This is a genomic window from Paenibacillus sp. FSL M8-0334 (genome assembly GCF_038000405.1).
Lineage (GTDB): Bacteria > Bacillota > Bacilli > Paenibacillales > Paenibacillaceae > Paenibacillus_AQ > Paenibacillus_AQ campinasensis.
Genome location: NZ_JBBOCH010000001.1, coordinates 2,549,436 through 2,563,815, shown reverse-complemented (window position 1 = coordinate 2,563,815; position 14,380 = coordinate 2,549,436). Strand labels below are relative to the sequence as shown.

The 14,380-nt window shown below is 51.0% G+C and carries 12 protein-coding genes; 5 read left to right on the top strand and 7 right to left on the bottom strand.

What is annotated here, in order from left to right; all coding sequences use genetic code 11:
- Positions 1-137 precede the first annotated feature (137 nt).
- From MKX64_RS11225 to rlmN, 3 genes are all read right to left on the bottom strand, one after another.
- The gene (locus tag MKX64_RS11225; RefSeq protein ID WP_095265076.1) at positions 138-317 is read right to left on the bottom strand and encodes a hypothetical protein; all 180 of its coding nucleotides are present in this window, start codon (positions 315-317) and stop codon (positions 138-140) included.
- Positions 318-362: 45 nt separating this feature from the next.
- A complete protein-coding gene (locus tag MKX64_RS11220; protein ID WP_255223066.1) occupies positions 363-485 on the bottom strand; it encodes a hypothetical protein in 123 nt (40 codons plus the stop codon).
- Positions 486-723: 238 nt separating this feature from the next.
- Positions 724-1,785 (bottom strand): 23S rRNA (adenine(2503)-C(2))-methyltransferase RlmN, encoded by a 1,062-nt coding sequence (gene rlmN, locus MKX64_RS11215; protein ID WP_095265077.1) that lies wholly within the window; start codon positions 1,783-1,785, stop codon positions 724-726.
- 401 nt (positions 1,786-2,186) lie between these two features.
- Here rlmN and MKX64_RS11210 point away from each other — a divergent pair, with 401 nt between their 5' ends.
- From MKX64_RS11210 to MKX64_RS11200, 3 genes are read left to right on the top strand one after another with little or no spacing between them, the layout of a single operon-like run.
- Positions 2,187-3,854 (top strand): spore germination protein, encoded by a 1,668-nt coding sequence (locus MKX64_RS11210; protein ID WP_425320438.1) that lies wholly within the window; start codon positions 2,187-2,189, stop codon positions 3,852-3,854.
- A gap of 20 nt (positions 3,855-3,874) precedes the next feature.
- A complete protein-coding gene (locus tag MKX64_RS11205) occupies positions 3,875-4,984 on the top strand; it encodes a GerAB/ArcD/ProY family transporter (RefSeq protein WP_095398854.1) in 1,110 nt (369 codons plus the stop codon).
- Positions 4,981-6,189 (top strand): Ger(x)C family spore germination protein, encoded by a 1,209-nt coding sequence (locus MKX64_RS11200; protein ID WP_341035827.1) that lies wholly within the window; start codon positions 4,981-4,983, stop codon positions 6,187-6,189. Before MKX64_RS11205 ends, MKX64_RS11200 begins: the two co-directional genes overlap by 4 nt.
- A gap of 8 nt (positions 6,190-6,197) precedes the next feature.
- Here the strand turns inward: MKX64_RS11200 and MKX64_RS11195 are convergent, their stop codons facing one another.
- Entirely contained in the window at positions 6,198-7,616 is a 1,419-nt protein-coding gene (locus MKX64_RS11195) for a hypothetical protein (RefSeq protein WP_095265081.1), read from the bottom strand.
- Positions 7,617-7,698: 82 nt separating this feature from the next.
- Positions 7,699-8,955: an MFS transporter gene (locus MKX64_RS11190; RefSeq protein ID WP_095265082.1), complete on the bottom strand. Its 1,257-nt coding sequence runs from the start codon at positions 8,953-8,955 to the stop codon at positions 7,699-7,701.
- Positions 8,956-9,086: 131 nt separating this feature from the next.
- Between MKX64_RS11190 and MKX64_RS11185 the strand changes: the two genes are divergently transcribed.
- Entirely contained in the window at positions 9,087-10,952 is a 1,866-nt protein-coding gene (locus MKX64_RS11185; RefSeq protein ID WP_095265083.1) for an ABC transporter substrate-binding protein, read from the top strand.
- Between the two features lie 100 nt (positions 10,953-11,052).
- Here MKX64_RS11185 and MKX64_RS11180 read toward each other — a convergent pair whose 3' ends face one another.
- Positions 11,053-11,718 (bottom strand): hypothetical protein, encoded by a 666-nt coding sequence (locus tag MKX64_RS11180; protein WP_341035826.1) that lies wholly within the window; start codon positions 11,716-11,718, stop codon positions 11,053-11,055.
- A 404-nt stretch (positions 11,719-12,122) separates the two neighbouring features.
- On the bottom strand, positions 12,123-13,172 hold the full coding sequence (locus MKX64_RS11175; protein WP_095265088.1) for an NAD(P)/FAD-dependent oxidoreductase: 1,050 nt from the start codon (positions 13,170-13,172) through the stop codon (positions 12,123-12,125).
- Between the two features lie 350 nt (positions 13,173-13,522).
- On the opposite strand from MKX64_RS11175, the gene MKX64_RS11170 reads away from it, so the two are divergent.
- A complete protein-coding gene (locus MKX64_RS11170) occupies positions 13,523-14,380 on the top strand; it encodes an ABC transporter ATP-binding protein (RefSeq protein WP_095265089.1) in 858 nt (285 codons plus the stop codon).

The following is a 14,380-nucleotide window of genomic DNA, read 5'->3' as shown; positions in this document are numbered from 1 at the left end:
CCATACGTTGCTCTATACTAAACAACGCCCCGATCACTCCTGCTCAGGCAGAAAGGATTGGGGCGTTGTTCGTCACTGGACGACGGTGTACAATTTATCGGACGATATCCCTCTAATGCGTCGATCGGGCTCGGGAGCTATTCCCTCTCTCGCTGATTCAGACGATCCAGCTTCCTTGAAATTTCTTGTTGAACCTTCAGTATATTATGCAGAGCAATCAGAATGACGCCCAGCATAACAAACGTGACAATCTCCCCCGTGAACACCGCGATGCCGCCTAGGATAACGACATACAGTATATATACAATGTCCTTCATATTCCCTCCAATTGCGATATCGGCTTGAAATTCAAGCCACCCTCACTACGATTTGAATCCGTCGATCACACCGGCAATAAAACCCAAGACCGGAACAAGCACATTTAAACTAACGATGAAAATGCCCGTGTACTTCTCCAGCCTCTTGTTTCCTCGGTTTCCATACATGATTAGCCCTACTCCTAACAGCATCGACAGGATATAGACTAAAAAATAATGCACGTCGTCGTCCCCTCACTTATTGCTGAATACACTCGGCCATCGTTCGCCTTCAGTAGCATCTCTATGTAATGATTCAGTTATATTTTACCTCAAAACCCACTTCATAGGTTGTTCAATTGTTATTCTCAACAAAAAAATCCGCTATTTCTAGCGGATTTTCTCGTAATTCCGATGATTTCCCCGATCACTGCGCCTTCTTGATCTGCTTGCTGCGCAGCTGCCCGCAGGCGGCATCAATATCGGTACCGTGCTCCAGACGCACGCTGCAGCTGATCCCCTGCTTCTTGAGCGTATCGTAGAAAGCGGTGATGGTCTCCTTGGAGCTGCGCTGATACTGGCTGTGCTCATCGACCGGATTGTACGGGATGAGGTTGACGTTAGCCAGATGCCGCCGCTCACCTACAAGCTCGGCCAGTTCTAGCGCATGCTCCGGCTGATCGTTGACATCCTTGAGCAGGATGTACTCCAGCGTGATGCGCCGATTCGTTTTATCCAGATAGTAATCAATGGCGGTCATCAGCTTCTCGATCGGAATGGCTTTATTAATCTTCATAATGCGAGTACGCAGTTCATTGTTCGGAGCGTGCAGCGAAATCGCCAGATTCACGTTCAGATCGCTGTCGGCAAACTCCACGATTTTATCCGCCAGGCCGCTGGTCGAGACTGTGATGTGGCGCGGGCCGATCGCCAGCCCCTTATGATCTTTAATGACGCGAATGAAATTCGCCATGTGCACATAATTGTCAAACGGCTCGCCGATGCCCATCACAACGATGTGGCTGACCTTCTCGCCCTTGCCGACTTGATCCAGATGATGCTGAACCTGCATCACCTGCTCCACAATCTCACCCGAGGTCAGGTCCCTGCTCTTCTTCAACAGGCCGCTGGCGCAGAAGCTGCACCCGATGTTGCAGCCTACCTGGGTCGTCACACAGACGGACAAGCCGAATTTATGCCGCATCAGCACGGTCTCAATCAGATTTCCGTCCACCAATTGGAACAGAAACTTGACGGTTCCGTCGAGCGCCTCCTGCTTCGTATGCTCCTTCAAGGTCATAATCTCATAATGATCCTCAAGCAGCTTCACGCAGTCCTCCCGCACCTCGGTCATATCGGAAAAAGCCGACACCCGTTTGCGATAGAGCTGCTCCCATACCTGCCCTGCCCGGAACTTCCGATGTCCCCGTTCACCGAGCCAGTCCGTTAACTGTTCAAAAGTTAATCCATAAATGGATGGTTTGTTCATTGATCTTCCTCTTTCTATTCATGAAGCACGATGCATGATGGCGCGTGCCTTGGTTTTTAACATCCGCTCTTTATTGTCCCAAAATTTCCGCATAAACACAAGGGGAGTTCCTGGCATGCGCCAATGCCGCTAGGATGTCTGCTCTCTGGCGAGTAACGGCCGCGGCACGGTGGATGCTCGAAGAACATCCCTGCCGTATCGGACGCAGATGCACGGACGCAGCGACCCGTTCCGCAGTCCTTACATCGGTATGCAACCGCGGGCAACACGCCCCCGACCGGCCTTATGCATATCGATATGTTTCATAAATTATGCGTGGAAAAGAAAATAAAGGAATAAACACTCCAACCTGTGGTAAAAATACACCTGATATCTACCATGCCAGAATCGGGGTGATCAGGTTGCTGTCTACCGTAATGTTCTATATTCCGAAATGGAGTGTTTTTGTACAATCTACCCTCGTTATCCTCATCCCCATCTTGTTTGTATGGGTCTCGAGAAGATTGCGAGACTCCATTCGGTCCGTGTTCTCCCTTCATTTAGACAAGAGCAAGAATGTTAAGCGGGAATCAAGTCTATCCGAAATTTCGGGAACAGGGCAATACGACCAAGATCTGCAAATGCTTCAAGAAAGCATGGCGCATAATGCAGATGTCCATTTTCGCGAATTCACCATCAGAGGAACCTCCTGCCGGGCCGTCGTTGTCTATGTGGAAGGATTAGCGAACAGCAACCTGATTGACAGCCATCTGATCGCTCCATTAATGAGAGAAGGAGTCCCCGAGGCAGACCGGGAGGATTTCGAGCAGTCCAGCGAGTCAATCCAAGCTTATTTAGAAAGCCACCTCCTCACCGTCAGTCATCTTCGATGGGGTGAGAAGCTACAACCGTTCGTGCAGGGAGTACTGAACGGAAGCTCAGGCTTGCTGATTGAGGGTATGAAGGGATTCTTCCTCGTCGGAATGGCCAAAGGAAAAAGTCGAAACGTGGAGGACCCTATTTCAGAAGCGCTCCTTCGCGGCCCACGCATCGGATTCACGGAAAGAATTGGCGAGAACATGGGGCTGCTCCGTATGCATGGCAAGGATGAAGGAATGGTAATGAAGAAGTACGAGGTGGGCACCCGCGTTAAGAAGGAGCTTGTTCTCATCTATATGAAGGATATTGCCAACCAGGAGCTGATCAACGAGATTGATTCGCGGATACGCAGAATGGCCATCGATGACCCTATGGATTCAGGGTATATCGAACAGCTGATAGAGGACAGCACGCTAAGCCCGTTTCAGCAACTGCAAAATACGGAGAGACCGGACAGAGTTATCGGGGCTATTCTCGAAGGCAGAGCCGCTATTTTGCTGGACGGGACGCCGTTTGCCTTAATCATGCCCGTTACGTTCAGCATGCTATTGCAATCCCCGGAGGATTATTATGAACGATGGATCTCAGGCTCCTTCGTTCGACTCTTGAGGTTTTCTGCCGCATTCCTGGCCTTATGGGCCCCGTCGCTGTACATTTCGTTCATATCGTATCACTCCGGTATGATACCAACCAGCCTTGCGCTGTCCATCGTCGAGTCTAGACAAGGGCTGCCTTTCCCGTCCATTATCGAGGCCTTCATTATGGAGCTGTCGATAGAGATTCTTCGTGAGGCCGGGATCCGCCTGCCTAAGCCGATCGGCCCCGCCATGGGTATCGTCGGGGGTCTTATCATTGGCGATGCGGCTGTCAATGCCGGGATCGTAAGTCCGTTTCTGATCATTGTCGTAGCGGTAACGGCGATATCCTCTTTCACCATCCCTGTATACAGTGCGGGTATCACGCTTCGCATTCTCCGTTTTACCGCTATGATCTTTGCAGGCATATTCGGGTTGTATGGTGTGATCATGTTTTTCCTCCTGATCTGCTCTCACTTGGTGAAACTGAGGAGCTTTGGCATCCCATATCTAAGTCCATTGGTGCCGTATCGTTTTCGGGACTGGAAGGATTATGTTATCCGCTCCCCTTTGAAAATCTTAAAACAGCGCCCAGCCATGCTTAATCCCCGTGATAAGGATCGCAGGACGAACTGAGTAGAAAGAGGTTTGCTTCTATGGTCAGCACAACGAACAAACATACAGATCAAATCACCACTGCACAGGCAGCTGTTCTAGTGATTAACTATACCCTCGGCGCTAGTATTATGACGATTTCGAGGAACCTGCTTGAAGCCGCCCGGACTCCGGATATATGGATATCCGTCATCCTTAGCGGCCTCATCTGCTTCTTGGCGGGCTTGTTCATCCTCTGGTTATGCCAGCGATTCAGGGGAAAGACGCTCTATGAGTTCATGCCGGAAATTACAGGGAAATCGGTAGCCTATGTGATTATCATTATTATGATCGTCTATTTCATCACCATGTCTGCCTATGAGCTCAGAATGATGACCGAAGTCACCAGCGATTTTCTGCTTGAAGGCACGCCAAGATGGTCCATTATTATGGCTTTTATGTGGATTGCCCTCTACCTGAACGTTGGCGGCATCAACAGCATGGCCAGGCTTAATGAAATCGTGTTGCCGATTACCCTTATTTTTTTCATGGTGTGCATTCTGTCCAGCCTAAACCTATTCGATATCAAGCAGTTGCGGCCCGTGCTGGGGGCAGGCATCACACCTGTTCTTCACGGGATCATGCCTGCTCTTTCGGCCCTTACCGGCTACGAGATTCTATTCATTCTCATAGCTTTTATGAAAACACCGAAACAAGGAATACGCGCCCTGCACGCCGGTGTATGGATACCCACAATGATCATTTTGATTACAGTGATTCTATCCATAGGCGTCCTAGGCCTATATGCAACCGCAAACAAAACCTATCCAACCCTTACTCTTGTTCGGAGCTACGAATACCAAGGACTCATCTTTGAACGCTTCGAATCGCTGATGCTGGTTATTTGGATTATGCAGATGTTCACCTCCTTCTCAATTATGCACTACGCTGCTTCTCTTGGATGTTCGACGATGTTTAATAAAAAACCAAATTCACTCCTGTTTGTGACGCTGCCATTGATCTTTATTGTATCCATGGTCCCGAAAACTCTTATGGAGACCGTCAAGCTGGGGGAAATGCTAGGTGTAGCATCGATCATCTTGTTCGGCGGCTTTCCGCCTATACTTCTCCTTGTCAGCGTCATCCGAAAGAAAGGAATGAGGCGGAAATGAGCAGAACCATGCGAATTGGGCTGATGCTGACCTTCATTGTGCTGCAGGTGATTACAACCGGTTGCTGGGGGCACAGAGAAATAGAGGATCAGAGTGTATACATTGGGCTTGGACTCGATGTAGGTAGTCCTTCAAAATTTGAACAGGAAGCCAACGAACAGGGTGGCCACTACCCCAAAATGAACACAGTGACAGTCACGGTACAAATTGCCCCGGCCGGAAGTTCTCAGAAGCAAGGCGGTCAAGGCAGCCCCTCATCCGGTTCACAAGGGGGGTCCTATCAAAATCAACAGCTGACCGGAGATTCGATCCTACAGGTGTTCCGCCAATTCGCATTACGGAATGAACGGCCGTTGGTCGGACTTCACCTGAAGGTCGTTGTAGTGTCCAGCGAACTGGCCAAGCAGTACGGCATGGGACAGATCTTTGACTCCATATTCAGGGATAATGACATTCGAGAGAGCTGTCTGGTTATGATCAGTCACGGCAAAGCTTCTGAGGTGTTAAATTCCCAACACCCCGGAGAAATTCCGGCCTTCAGGCTAAGAGATGCCCACCGCAACCGTTACCGCAATCAGAAAATTCTACCTCCAGTCACCTTGGTCATGCTTGAAAACAACGTTAGATCCAAATCCAGCTTCATGCTCCAAAATATCGTGTCCGCTGAAGGAGAACAGTACCTATCAGGTGCAGCCATTATCAAAGGGGAGACCAACAAGTGGGTCGGTGAATTAAGCGAGGCGGAAGTCGAAGGTTTGTCCTGGATTACGGAAAAAAAATTTGGTGGTGTTGTTAAAACCTACACGATAGATGGACGTGCCATTACCTACGAAATCAAGAATGCTTCCGCCAAGGTCGTCCCCATCGTATCTGGAGACGACATCTCCTTTCAGATTAAAATTAGCTCGGAGGGCAGACTGATTGAGGATTGGAGCCAGCCCGACATCACACCTCAACAGACAACTGTTTTACAGAAGCTCGAGGAAAAATTCGAGGAACAAGCCCGCAAACAGCTCGGACAGGCTCTGTACAAGCTGCAGAATGTCTATCATACCGATGCTGCGGGCTTCGGAGAGCAGATTCGCATCTCGCACCCCAAGGTCTGGAAGAAGGTGAAGGACAACTGGGATGATATTTTCAGTCACGTCCCCATCTCTTACGACATAAAGATGACTATTATTGACTATGGCTCCTCTAAAGAATAAATACAAGGTTATATCAATAGCATAGCCACAACCGTAGTAACAGCCAAGCCAAGCATGACCGGCTTCAGATTCCGTCTGGCCAGCTCAAACGGACTGACTCCACAGATCGCCGCAGCAGGTATAAGCGCCCAGGGGATCAGCGTGCCGCCGCCAACCCAAATGGCTGCTACTTGGCCCAGCGCTGTCAATGTCGCCGCGCCTGAACCAATCGCCGTGGCAAAGAGCTGGGCGATGGAGCCCGCCAGCGATATGCCCGAGAATCCGGACCCGTCCAGTCCGGTAATGGCCCCGGTTATGGTCAGCGTCACTGCGCCAACCGCGCCATTGAGCGGAACGGTATTGGCCAGCGCCAGCCCCAGATCATTGACAATGCCGTGTGAGGCCTCAGGGAGGGCATCACCGCTGAACATTTCAGTGAAAGCAGCATCGCCAAGATAGAAGAAAGCCGCAATGGGAACGACAGGCCCGAACACTCTGAATCCGAACATAAATCCTTCAATAAGGTAGGAGGTCATCTGCTCCAGCCCCCGATTCCGATGGGCCATCAGCGTAATTACCATCAGAATCAGCACCGCTGTACCGCCCACTAAGGCCGTGGCGTCACCGCCCTGCAAATTCAGCAGAAACATCGTGGCCACATCCAGCGCAAACAACAGCAGGATGGCGATGGCAAGCCCTTTTTTCATACCTGGAGAAATCGGCTGTATCCCTTCCCCTTCGTCTTTAGGCTCCGTGAGCGGATGTTTCGTGTTGTTGGCGGCGATCAGCCCGTCTCTGAAAGTGCCCAACTGCTGTTCTCTTCGCATGATCCAGAATGCTGTGAACGTCGTTACCGCGCCCATGACGATGACCAGCGGCACGCTTGCCGCCATCACGCTCGTCACCGGAAGACCTGCAGCATCGGCCGTTAATTTAGGTGCTCCCTGGATAATGTAATCACCCGATAGCGCAATTCCATGTCCGAACAGATTCATGGCCATGGCCGCTCCAATCGCAGGCAGCCCGACCCGAATCGCTACCGGCAGCAGCACAGCGCCGATGAGCGCTACAGCCGGGGATGGCCAGAAGAAGAACGATGTCACCATCATAATTAGCCCGATTCCCCAATAGGCCATCGCAGGTGTTCTCAGAAACCGGGTTAATGGGGCGACCATCGTCTCATTAATACCGGTGCGAATCAGCACCCTGCTCATCGCCACAATGATGGATATGATCATGATGGTGCCCATCAATTCTTTCGTTGCGTAGATGAAAGACTCGAAGACGCCGGACACGGAGCCGCTAAGCGACCCGACCGCCAGCAGCCCGAGCGCAAAAATACCTGTGATGCACACCATCGTCGTATCGCGACGCCTGATCAGCAGTGTGATGATCAGCACGATAAAAGCCAAGTATACCCAGTGTATTGCCGTCAAGTGAATCCCCATACGATGTTCACGCCCTTTCCAGGCAGCAAGTTTGGTACCTACATCGTATGCGCAAGCCTGGGCGAAGGTTCATGCTCTGGAATTATTGTACGTTGACAAACGAATGCTTCCGCAGGATCAAAAACATCATGAACGTGAGCACCGCCGACATCAGAAACAGCAACGGAATCGGCAGGTACTCGGCCCATATTCCTGAAATAAACAGGCCCAGGGGCAGAGCCAGCTTCATCAGCATGGAGGAGGTTCCTGCCACCCGGCCAAGCAGATGATTAGGCGTGAACTCCTGCCGAATTGTGAAATAGACGACATTGGACATCGTAATGGCAAATGTTCGAATAAAGAGGCCAAAGCCTATGACCCACCAAGCATAGGCAAATACGAGCAGCAGAAAACCCAACACCTCTGTCAGCACACAGCCGACATACAGCCTGCCGCGACCGTACCGTTTCCGCAGCCACGGAATACACACGGAACCCACCATTCCGCCGGCAGCACCCATACCAATCATAAGGCCGACCTGCTGATCGGTGGCATGCAGTACATCCACCGCAAAAAACATCAGCACCCCCGAGGTCAGACTGGCTGAGAAGTTGTTAAAGAGAACCGCCAGCGTAGGCGTCAGCAGCACTTTATTGTCAAGGAGAGCATCTATGCCCTCCTTCATCTCCTTCCAAACCGAGAATTTGGCGCCTGTTGCCCTGCTCGCCGTCTCCGGAATCCGAGTCAGACTAACGCAAATCCACAGCAGTACAATGCAGGCAAGAAAGATGCCAAAGCTGACCTCATAGGAAAAAGCCGCGATCAGGACCCCAGCAACGCCGGGGCCAACCATCATGATCAGGGTATCTACGAAGGTGAGCTGAGCATTGGCTGCCGTCAGCTGCTTCTTATCCAACAGCAAGGGCAGCACCGAGTGATGCGAGTTGCCAAATGTATAACCCGCCGCTGACAAAACAAATCCCAGCACGTACAAATGCCACAGCTCAAGTCGATTGGCATACAGCAAGAACATGATTCCCGCTAATGTAAACAGTCTCAACAGCACGCTGATCGACATGACCCGCTTCCGGGAGAAGCGGTCCACAATGACACCCGCAACCATCCCGATCATAATGTTCGGAAAGAAATCAATCGCCCGCATCATACTCATCGTCAGAGCCGAGCGCGTCATATCATAGATCAACAGTGGCAGCGCCACCAGATAGATTTGATAACCAAAATTGGAAAGAATGGTTCCTGTCCATAAATATAAAAAGTTCCGATTAGACCACAGCGAAGCCGGCGCGGTCGACGGAGCAGCTTTGGGACCAACCCTCGGTAGCCTGGTGTTCTTATCCATGTGTAAATCCCCCTGTTCTACACGGCTAAACCAGCCGTTTCTCTATGTGATCTCAGTGTAGAGTTAAAAAAGGTGAGGAAAAAGTGTAAACTGGTTATGATTTAATCTCACCTTTTGAAGAGGATGTCGACATGAAATTAATTGAGCACTATACCCGGCTTTACGAAACCTACATCACTTCTGACCTACAGGATCAAGATGGAAGGGTTCATCTCACCCGCTTGACCAAGATGGAAGATATCCAGAACTGCTTATGCTGTACCACGCGGCATGCCAAATGGCTGATCAAGCAGTTTCAGCAGCAGCAATGGATTCAGTGGGAGGCTGCCAGAGGCCGGGGCAAAGCCTCCAAGCTCACCTTCTTGGTGCATCCAGATGAAGCGAAGGCAGAGGAGGCCCGGCAGTGGGTACGGGAAGGAAAGTATGACATGGCGTTAACCGTCATCTCAGAAGCCGATCATCGGGTCAAGGAGCAGTTTCATGCATGGCTCGGGCATCAATTGGGGTACCGGATGGAAATGGAGGGAAACAAGGAGCTGGATGTGCTCAGGTATCCTTTCTATCCGTGCATCGTAAGCCTTGATCCGGCTTACATTCTGTCTCGTCATGACAGTCACTATGTGGAGCATGTGTTTGACACGCTTGTGCAGTATGATCGCAGCACACACCGGATCGTGCCTCATCTGGCGCATCACTGGGAACGGCTTCATGGGGGGATGGAGTGGAGATTCTACCTTCGCAAAGGTGTGCGGTTTCATCATGGAAGGGAGCTGACCGCGGAGGACGTGGTGCAGACGTTCCTGCGTTTTCCCGAGCTTAACCGCTTAACCCGGAGCTTCTGGGAGCAGTTGAAGATCAGCGATATGAAGGCGCTCGGCAGCCATACGGTGGCTTTTACCCTGGCTGTGCCAAGCGCGATTCTGCCACAATATTTCCGTTCTCCGGCAACCTCTATTATTCCTTATGACATATGGGAGAGGGATCCGGAAGCCTTTCACCGCATGCCTGTCGGAACAGGCCCCTTTCGAATCGCCAAACATGACCGGACGATGCTGGTGCTTGAGGCCTTTGAATCTTATTTTCTGGGGCGGGCAGAGCTAGACAGGGTGGAAATCTTGACGGTACCTGACCTGTCCCGAGAGGAAAGCGAGCTGCTGAGGTATCAATACAACTTCGCCGGATCGCCGGAACAGACGGATGACGGTGACCGCAAAGGAACTTGCAGTGATAGCGAGGATTGGGACAAGCTTGAGAATATAGAGGATGGGGCATCTTATTTTACCTTTAACATGAATAAACAGGGGCCGCATCAGAACCTGCTGCTGCGACAAGCGCTGTGCTTGGCGCTTCCCATTGAGCGGATCGACAAGGAGATGGACTCGGAACGATACATGCCGGCCTACAGCTTATTCTACGATGTCAGTCAGGAGCGCAGTGCTTTCCGCCCGAGCCGACCGACGATTCATCAGTTAAGAGAATGGGTGAGACTATCAGGCTACAACGGAGAGCTCGTGCACATCTGTTCCACCGAATTGCGTCCTAAAGCCGATCACAGGCCGGTGGCATTGTGGCTGCAGCGTCAGTGGGAACAACTCGGCGTAAGATGTCGGGTGTCCGTGGTGCCCATCCACGAACTCATGCGTCCCGAACGTCTTGCCGAAGTCGATGTGGTGGTAGCAGGGGTCGTTTTTGCCCAAAGTCCGCTTGTAAGTTTTATCCGAACTTATCAGAGCGACACCAGCTTTATTCTGAAACAGCTTGCGCCTTCCTACCGTCACCTTGTGGATCAGACGTTCTCCCGAATGATATCCGGGTCAGAGCGTGCATGGGAAGAAATGCTGGAGCTGGAGGAGCAGCTTCTTCAGGAGCACTTTATCCACTACCTGTATCACCGATCTCACTATGTATATGTGAAGACAGGCAGCCATCTGCAGGGGGTGAGGCTGACTAGCAACGGACGGGTGGATTACCGCTCGCTGTGGTTCAAACGGGCGTAACATCGAATGGGCAGGGAGGTGGCATGCTTAGGCGGCCTTTTATATTTCAACCAGCCTTCCCTAGTTCTTACTTTACGCCCATTACTGGTTACAGACTGCATCAAGCCCGCGGCCTGGTCACCATCCAGATGCCCAATACAAGCGTCCACAGAAACACGGGACCCGAAGTCACCGGGTAGATCATTATACTCCACTCGGGAAGCAGCAGTGCAGCCGGAATTCCGACGGCTCCCCATGCGCCCGCAGCTATGCCCGCCCATGCGATGGCAGGCTTCATCGCTTCCTCTGCAAGCAGCGAAAAGCCCAGCAGAACGATACCAATCCATGCCAGCATCATGGCAAAGTCGCCTGCCATGATGCCGAAGGCAAACAAGCCTGCGCCAAGCGCTGCCGTTCCGGCGTCCACCCGGTGCCATTCCAGAGCAAGGGAAGGCAGGGTTGTCAGTTCCATCGCTAGTACAAGAACCCAGATCGTCAGAGCTGCCACAAACAACCGGGCAGCCATCCTTGCCGCCGGCCTGTTAACCGCGAAGCTCTCGCTCATGGACAAGCCCCCGAGCCACAGAATGACCGCCGCCAGCATGAGACTATGATCCCACTGCCAATAGACAAGCATGTCGGATATCATAGCGATGACATGATGTCCTGTCCAAGGATTTGTGGCCGGAGGATGCATCAGCGTAGCAATGATGAACAGGACGCCGCCCAGCAGGATGCTGATCCCTGCATACCGTTTAACCTGTGATGTAGCCTTCCATTTGCTCATGAGGGGTCCCCCCTTCTTCTTCATTGTCTATCTATCCTTATACTTCCCGCTCTGCTTTGAAACTAGAAGTTAAAGATTTTGCCGCGGACATAATATTGGTTTTTATTAGTACACTCCTTTTTAGGAGGGTTAACATTAACGATTCCTAGCGATAATTCCAACGAGCCAATACTAGAAATGTTAACGATCCAATAAAATAAACCATAAATAGAAACATAGAAAGGAACCAGCTCAATAGCTGGTTCCTCTCTATGTTTAAATCATATAGCTAATTGGGATAGATCCATGCAGCAACTCAGGAGCTTACACCCCCATGTCCCTGCCTCCCCTAGGGCCTACAGATCCAGGGATCGGACGCAAAGAGCGGGGCTCCTAACATTGCCAAGCGATCAGCATGCATCACTCTACGATTTGATCATCTGCTTCACAAGCTCCCGGTTCCGTTCCTTAAACACTTCATTATGGGAAGATACCATCGCGCTCTTATGCGCTTCCGGATCTATGTACCGCTTCGCGCTGTTAACCGCGTTGGCCGCATCCTGGAATGCGCCTGCAATCAGATGCAGCTTGCCGTCATAATGCAGGATATCCCCCGCTGCGTAAAGGCCTGGAATGGATGACTGACAATGGGCATTGCCTGCGATATAGAAGTCATCAACCCGGGAAATGTCCAGCTGGCTGTTCTCCAGCAGCGACATGTCACGCTCATAGCCGTGGTTGATGATGACCTCATCCACCGGAACCACAGTAACCTCGCCGGTCTGGCTGTTCGTTAGCTCCACACGCTCGATCATCTCATGATTATCCGAGGCCAGCAGTTTGGTAATCTCGGTGTGGAAGAAGCAGGTGACGGAGCTGTTCAGCAGCTGGTCAACCTGGGCTTCATGACCGCTGAGCGCATCCTTGCGGTAAGCAAGGTACACCTTCTTCGCCACCGGCTCGAGCTCGTTGGCCCAATCGACCGCCGAATTGCCGCCGCCGGATACAATGACCGTTTTGCCCTTGAAGTGCTGAAGCGACTTGACCGTATAGTTCAGATTGGAGACCTCGAAGCGATCCGCGCCATCAATCTGCAGCTTCTGCGGATTCAGAATACCGCCACCAACAGCCACAATGACGGTTCTGGACAGATGGATGCCTGAATTGGACGTATGAAGCTCAAACAATCCCTCTGCATTTCGGGAAATCGATTCCACCTTCTCATTCAGGAACACTTCCGGATTGAAAGTTAAGCCCTGTTGAACCATCTGCTCAATCAGCTTCGCACCGGGAATCGGCGTCTGCCCGCCAACATCCCAGATCATCTTTTCCGGATACACATGGACTTTGCCGCCCAGCATCGGCTGATATTCGATAATCTTGGTTTTCATCCCACGCAGGCCACTGTAGAAAGCCGAATACAGTCCCGCTGGCCCACCGCCGATGACGGTCACGTCAAAAATCTCATTGCTCATCCATCTTCACTCCCGATCTATTATTCATGGCCTGTTCTCAGCCAATAACGTAAATGATTATCATTATCATTTAGTATACGTGCAATCTACTCCAATTACAATGTCGGATTTATGAAATATTCATCTTTTCCTCATCTTTAAAGCCTGATTTCTTTAGAAAAACAAGCTTAATCGTCCCCGCTTTCGTCAAAAAAATGAACATAAATTATTTTTATTTCCTATATAAATTAATATTTTTTAAATTTATAATTAAGAAGTTTATTGACAAAAAGAAAGCCTGCGTTTAATATTATGGCTGATATTGAGAATCATTATCATGAATAAATCCCACCTTTGGAGGTGCTTTTCATATGACCCGCCTGAGTACCGACCGATTAAACGTCGGCTATGGTGAAAACCTCATATTGAACCGTCTTAATGTAGATATCCCCGACAAGAAGATCACAACGATCATCGGCTCGAACGGCTGCGGGAAATCGACCTTGCTGAAAGCGATCACCCGCATTATCCCGCATCAGGGCGGCTCCGTGGTACTGGATGGCGAAGACATTTCCAGGGTACATACGAAGCTGTTGGCCAAGAAGATGGCCATTCTGCCTCAGACGCCGGAAGGACCGGGCGGATTGACGGTAGGCGAGCTGGTATCCTACGGGCGCTTCCCTCATCAGCGGGGTTTCGGACGCCTGTCAAAGCAGGATATGGAGGTTATCGACTGGGCGCTTGAAGTAACAGGAACCCAGCAGTATAAATACCGTTCCGTGGATGCGCTGTCCGGTGGACAGCGTCAGCGCGTGTGGATCGCCATGGCGCTGGCACAGGAAACGGAAATGATCTTTCTGGATGAGCCTACAACTTACCTGGATATGGCCCACCAGCTTGAGGTGCTTGAGCTTCTTCAGAAGCTGAACGAAGAGCAGCAACGGACGATCGTTATGGTTCTCCATGATATTAACCATGCGGCGCGATTTGCCGATTACATCATCGCCATGAAGAATGGCCAGATTGTAAAGACTGGATCAAGTGAAGAAGTCATTACTCACGACGTGCTTAGAAAGGTTTTCAATATTGATGCTGAGATCGGCCGTGACCCTCGGACCGGAAAGCCTGTATGCATCACTTATCATTTGCTAAAAGGAGAAGTAGAGGATAACCACCTACTTGAACAAGAGCCGGAAGTGGATATGGTTCTTGCCGCTGCTGGTCGTTAG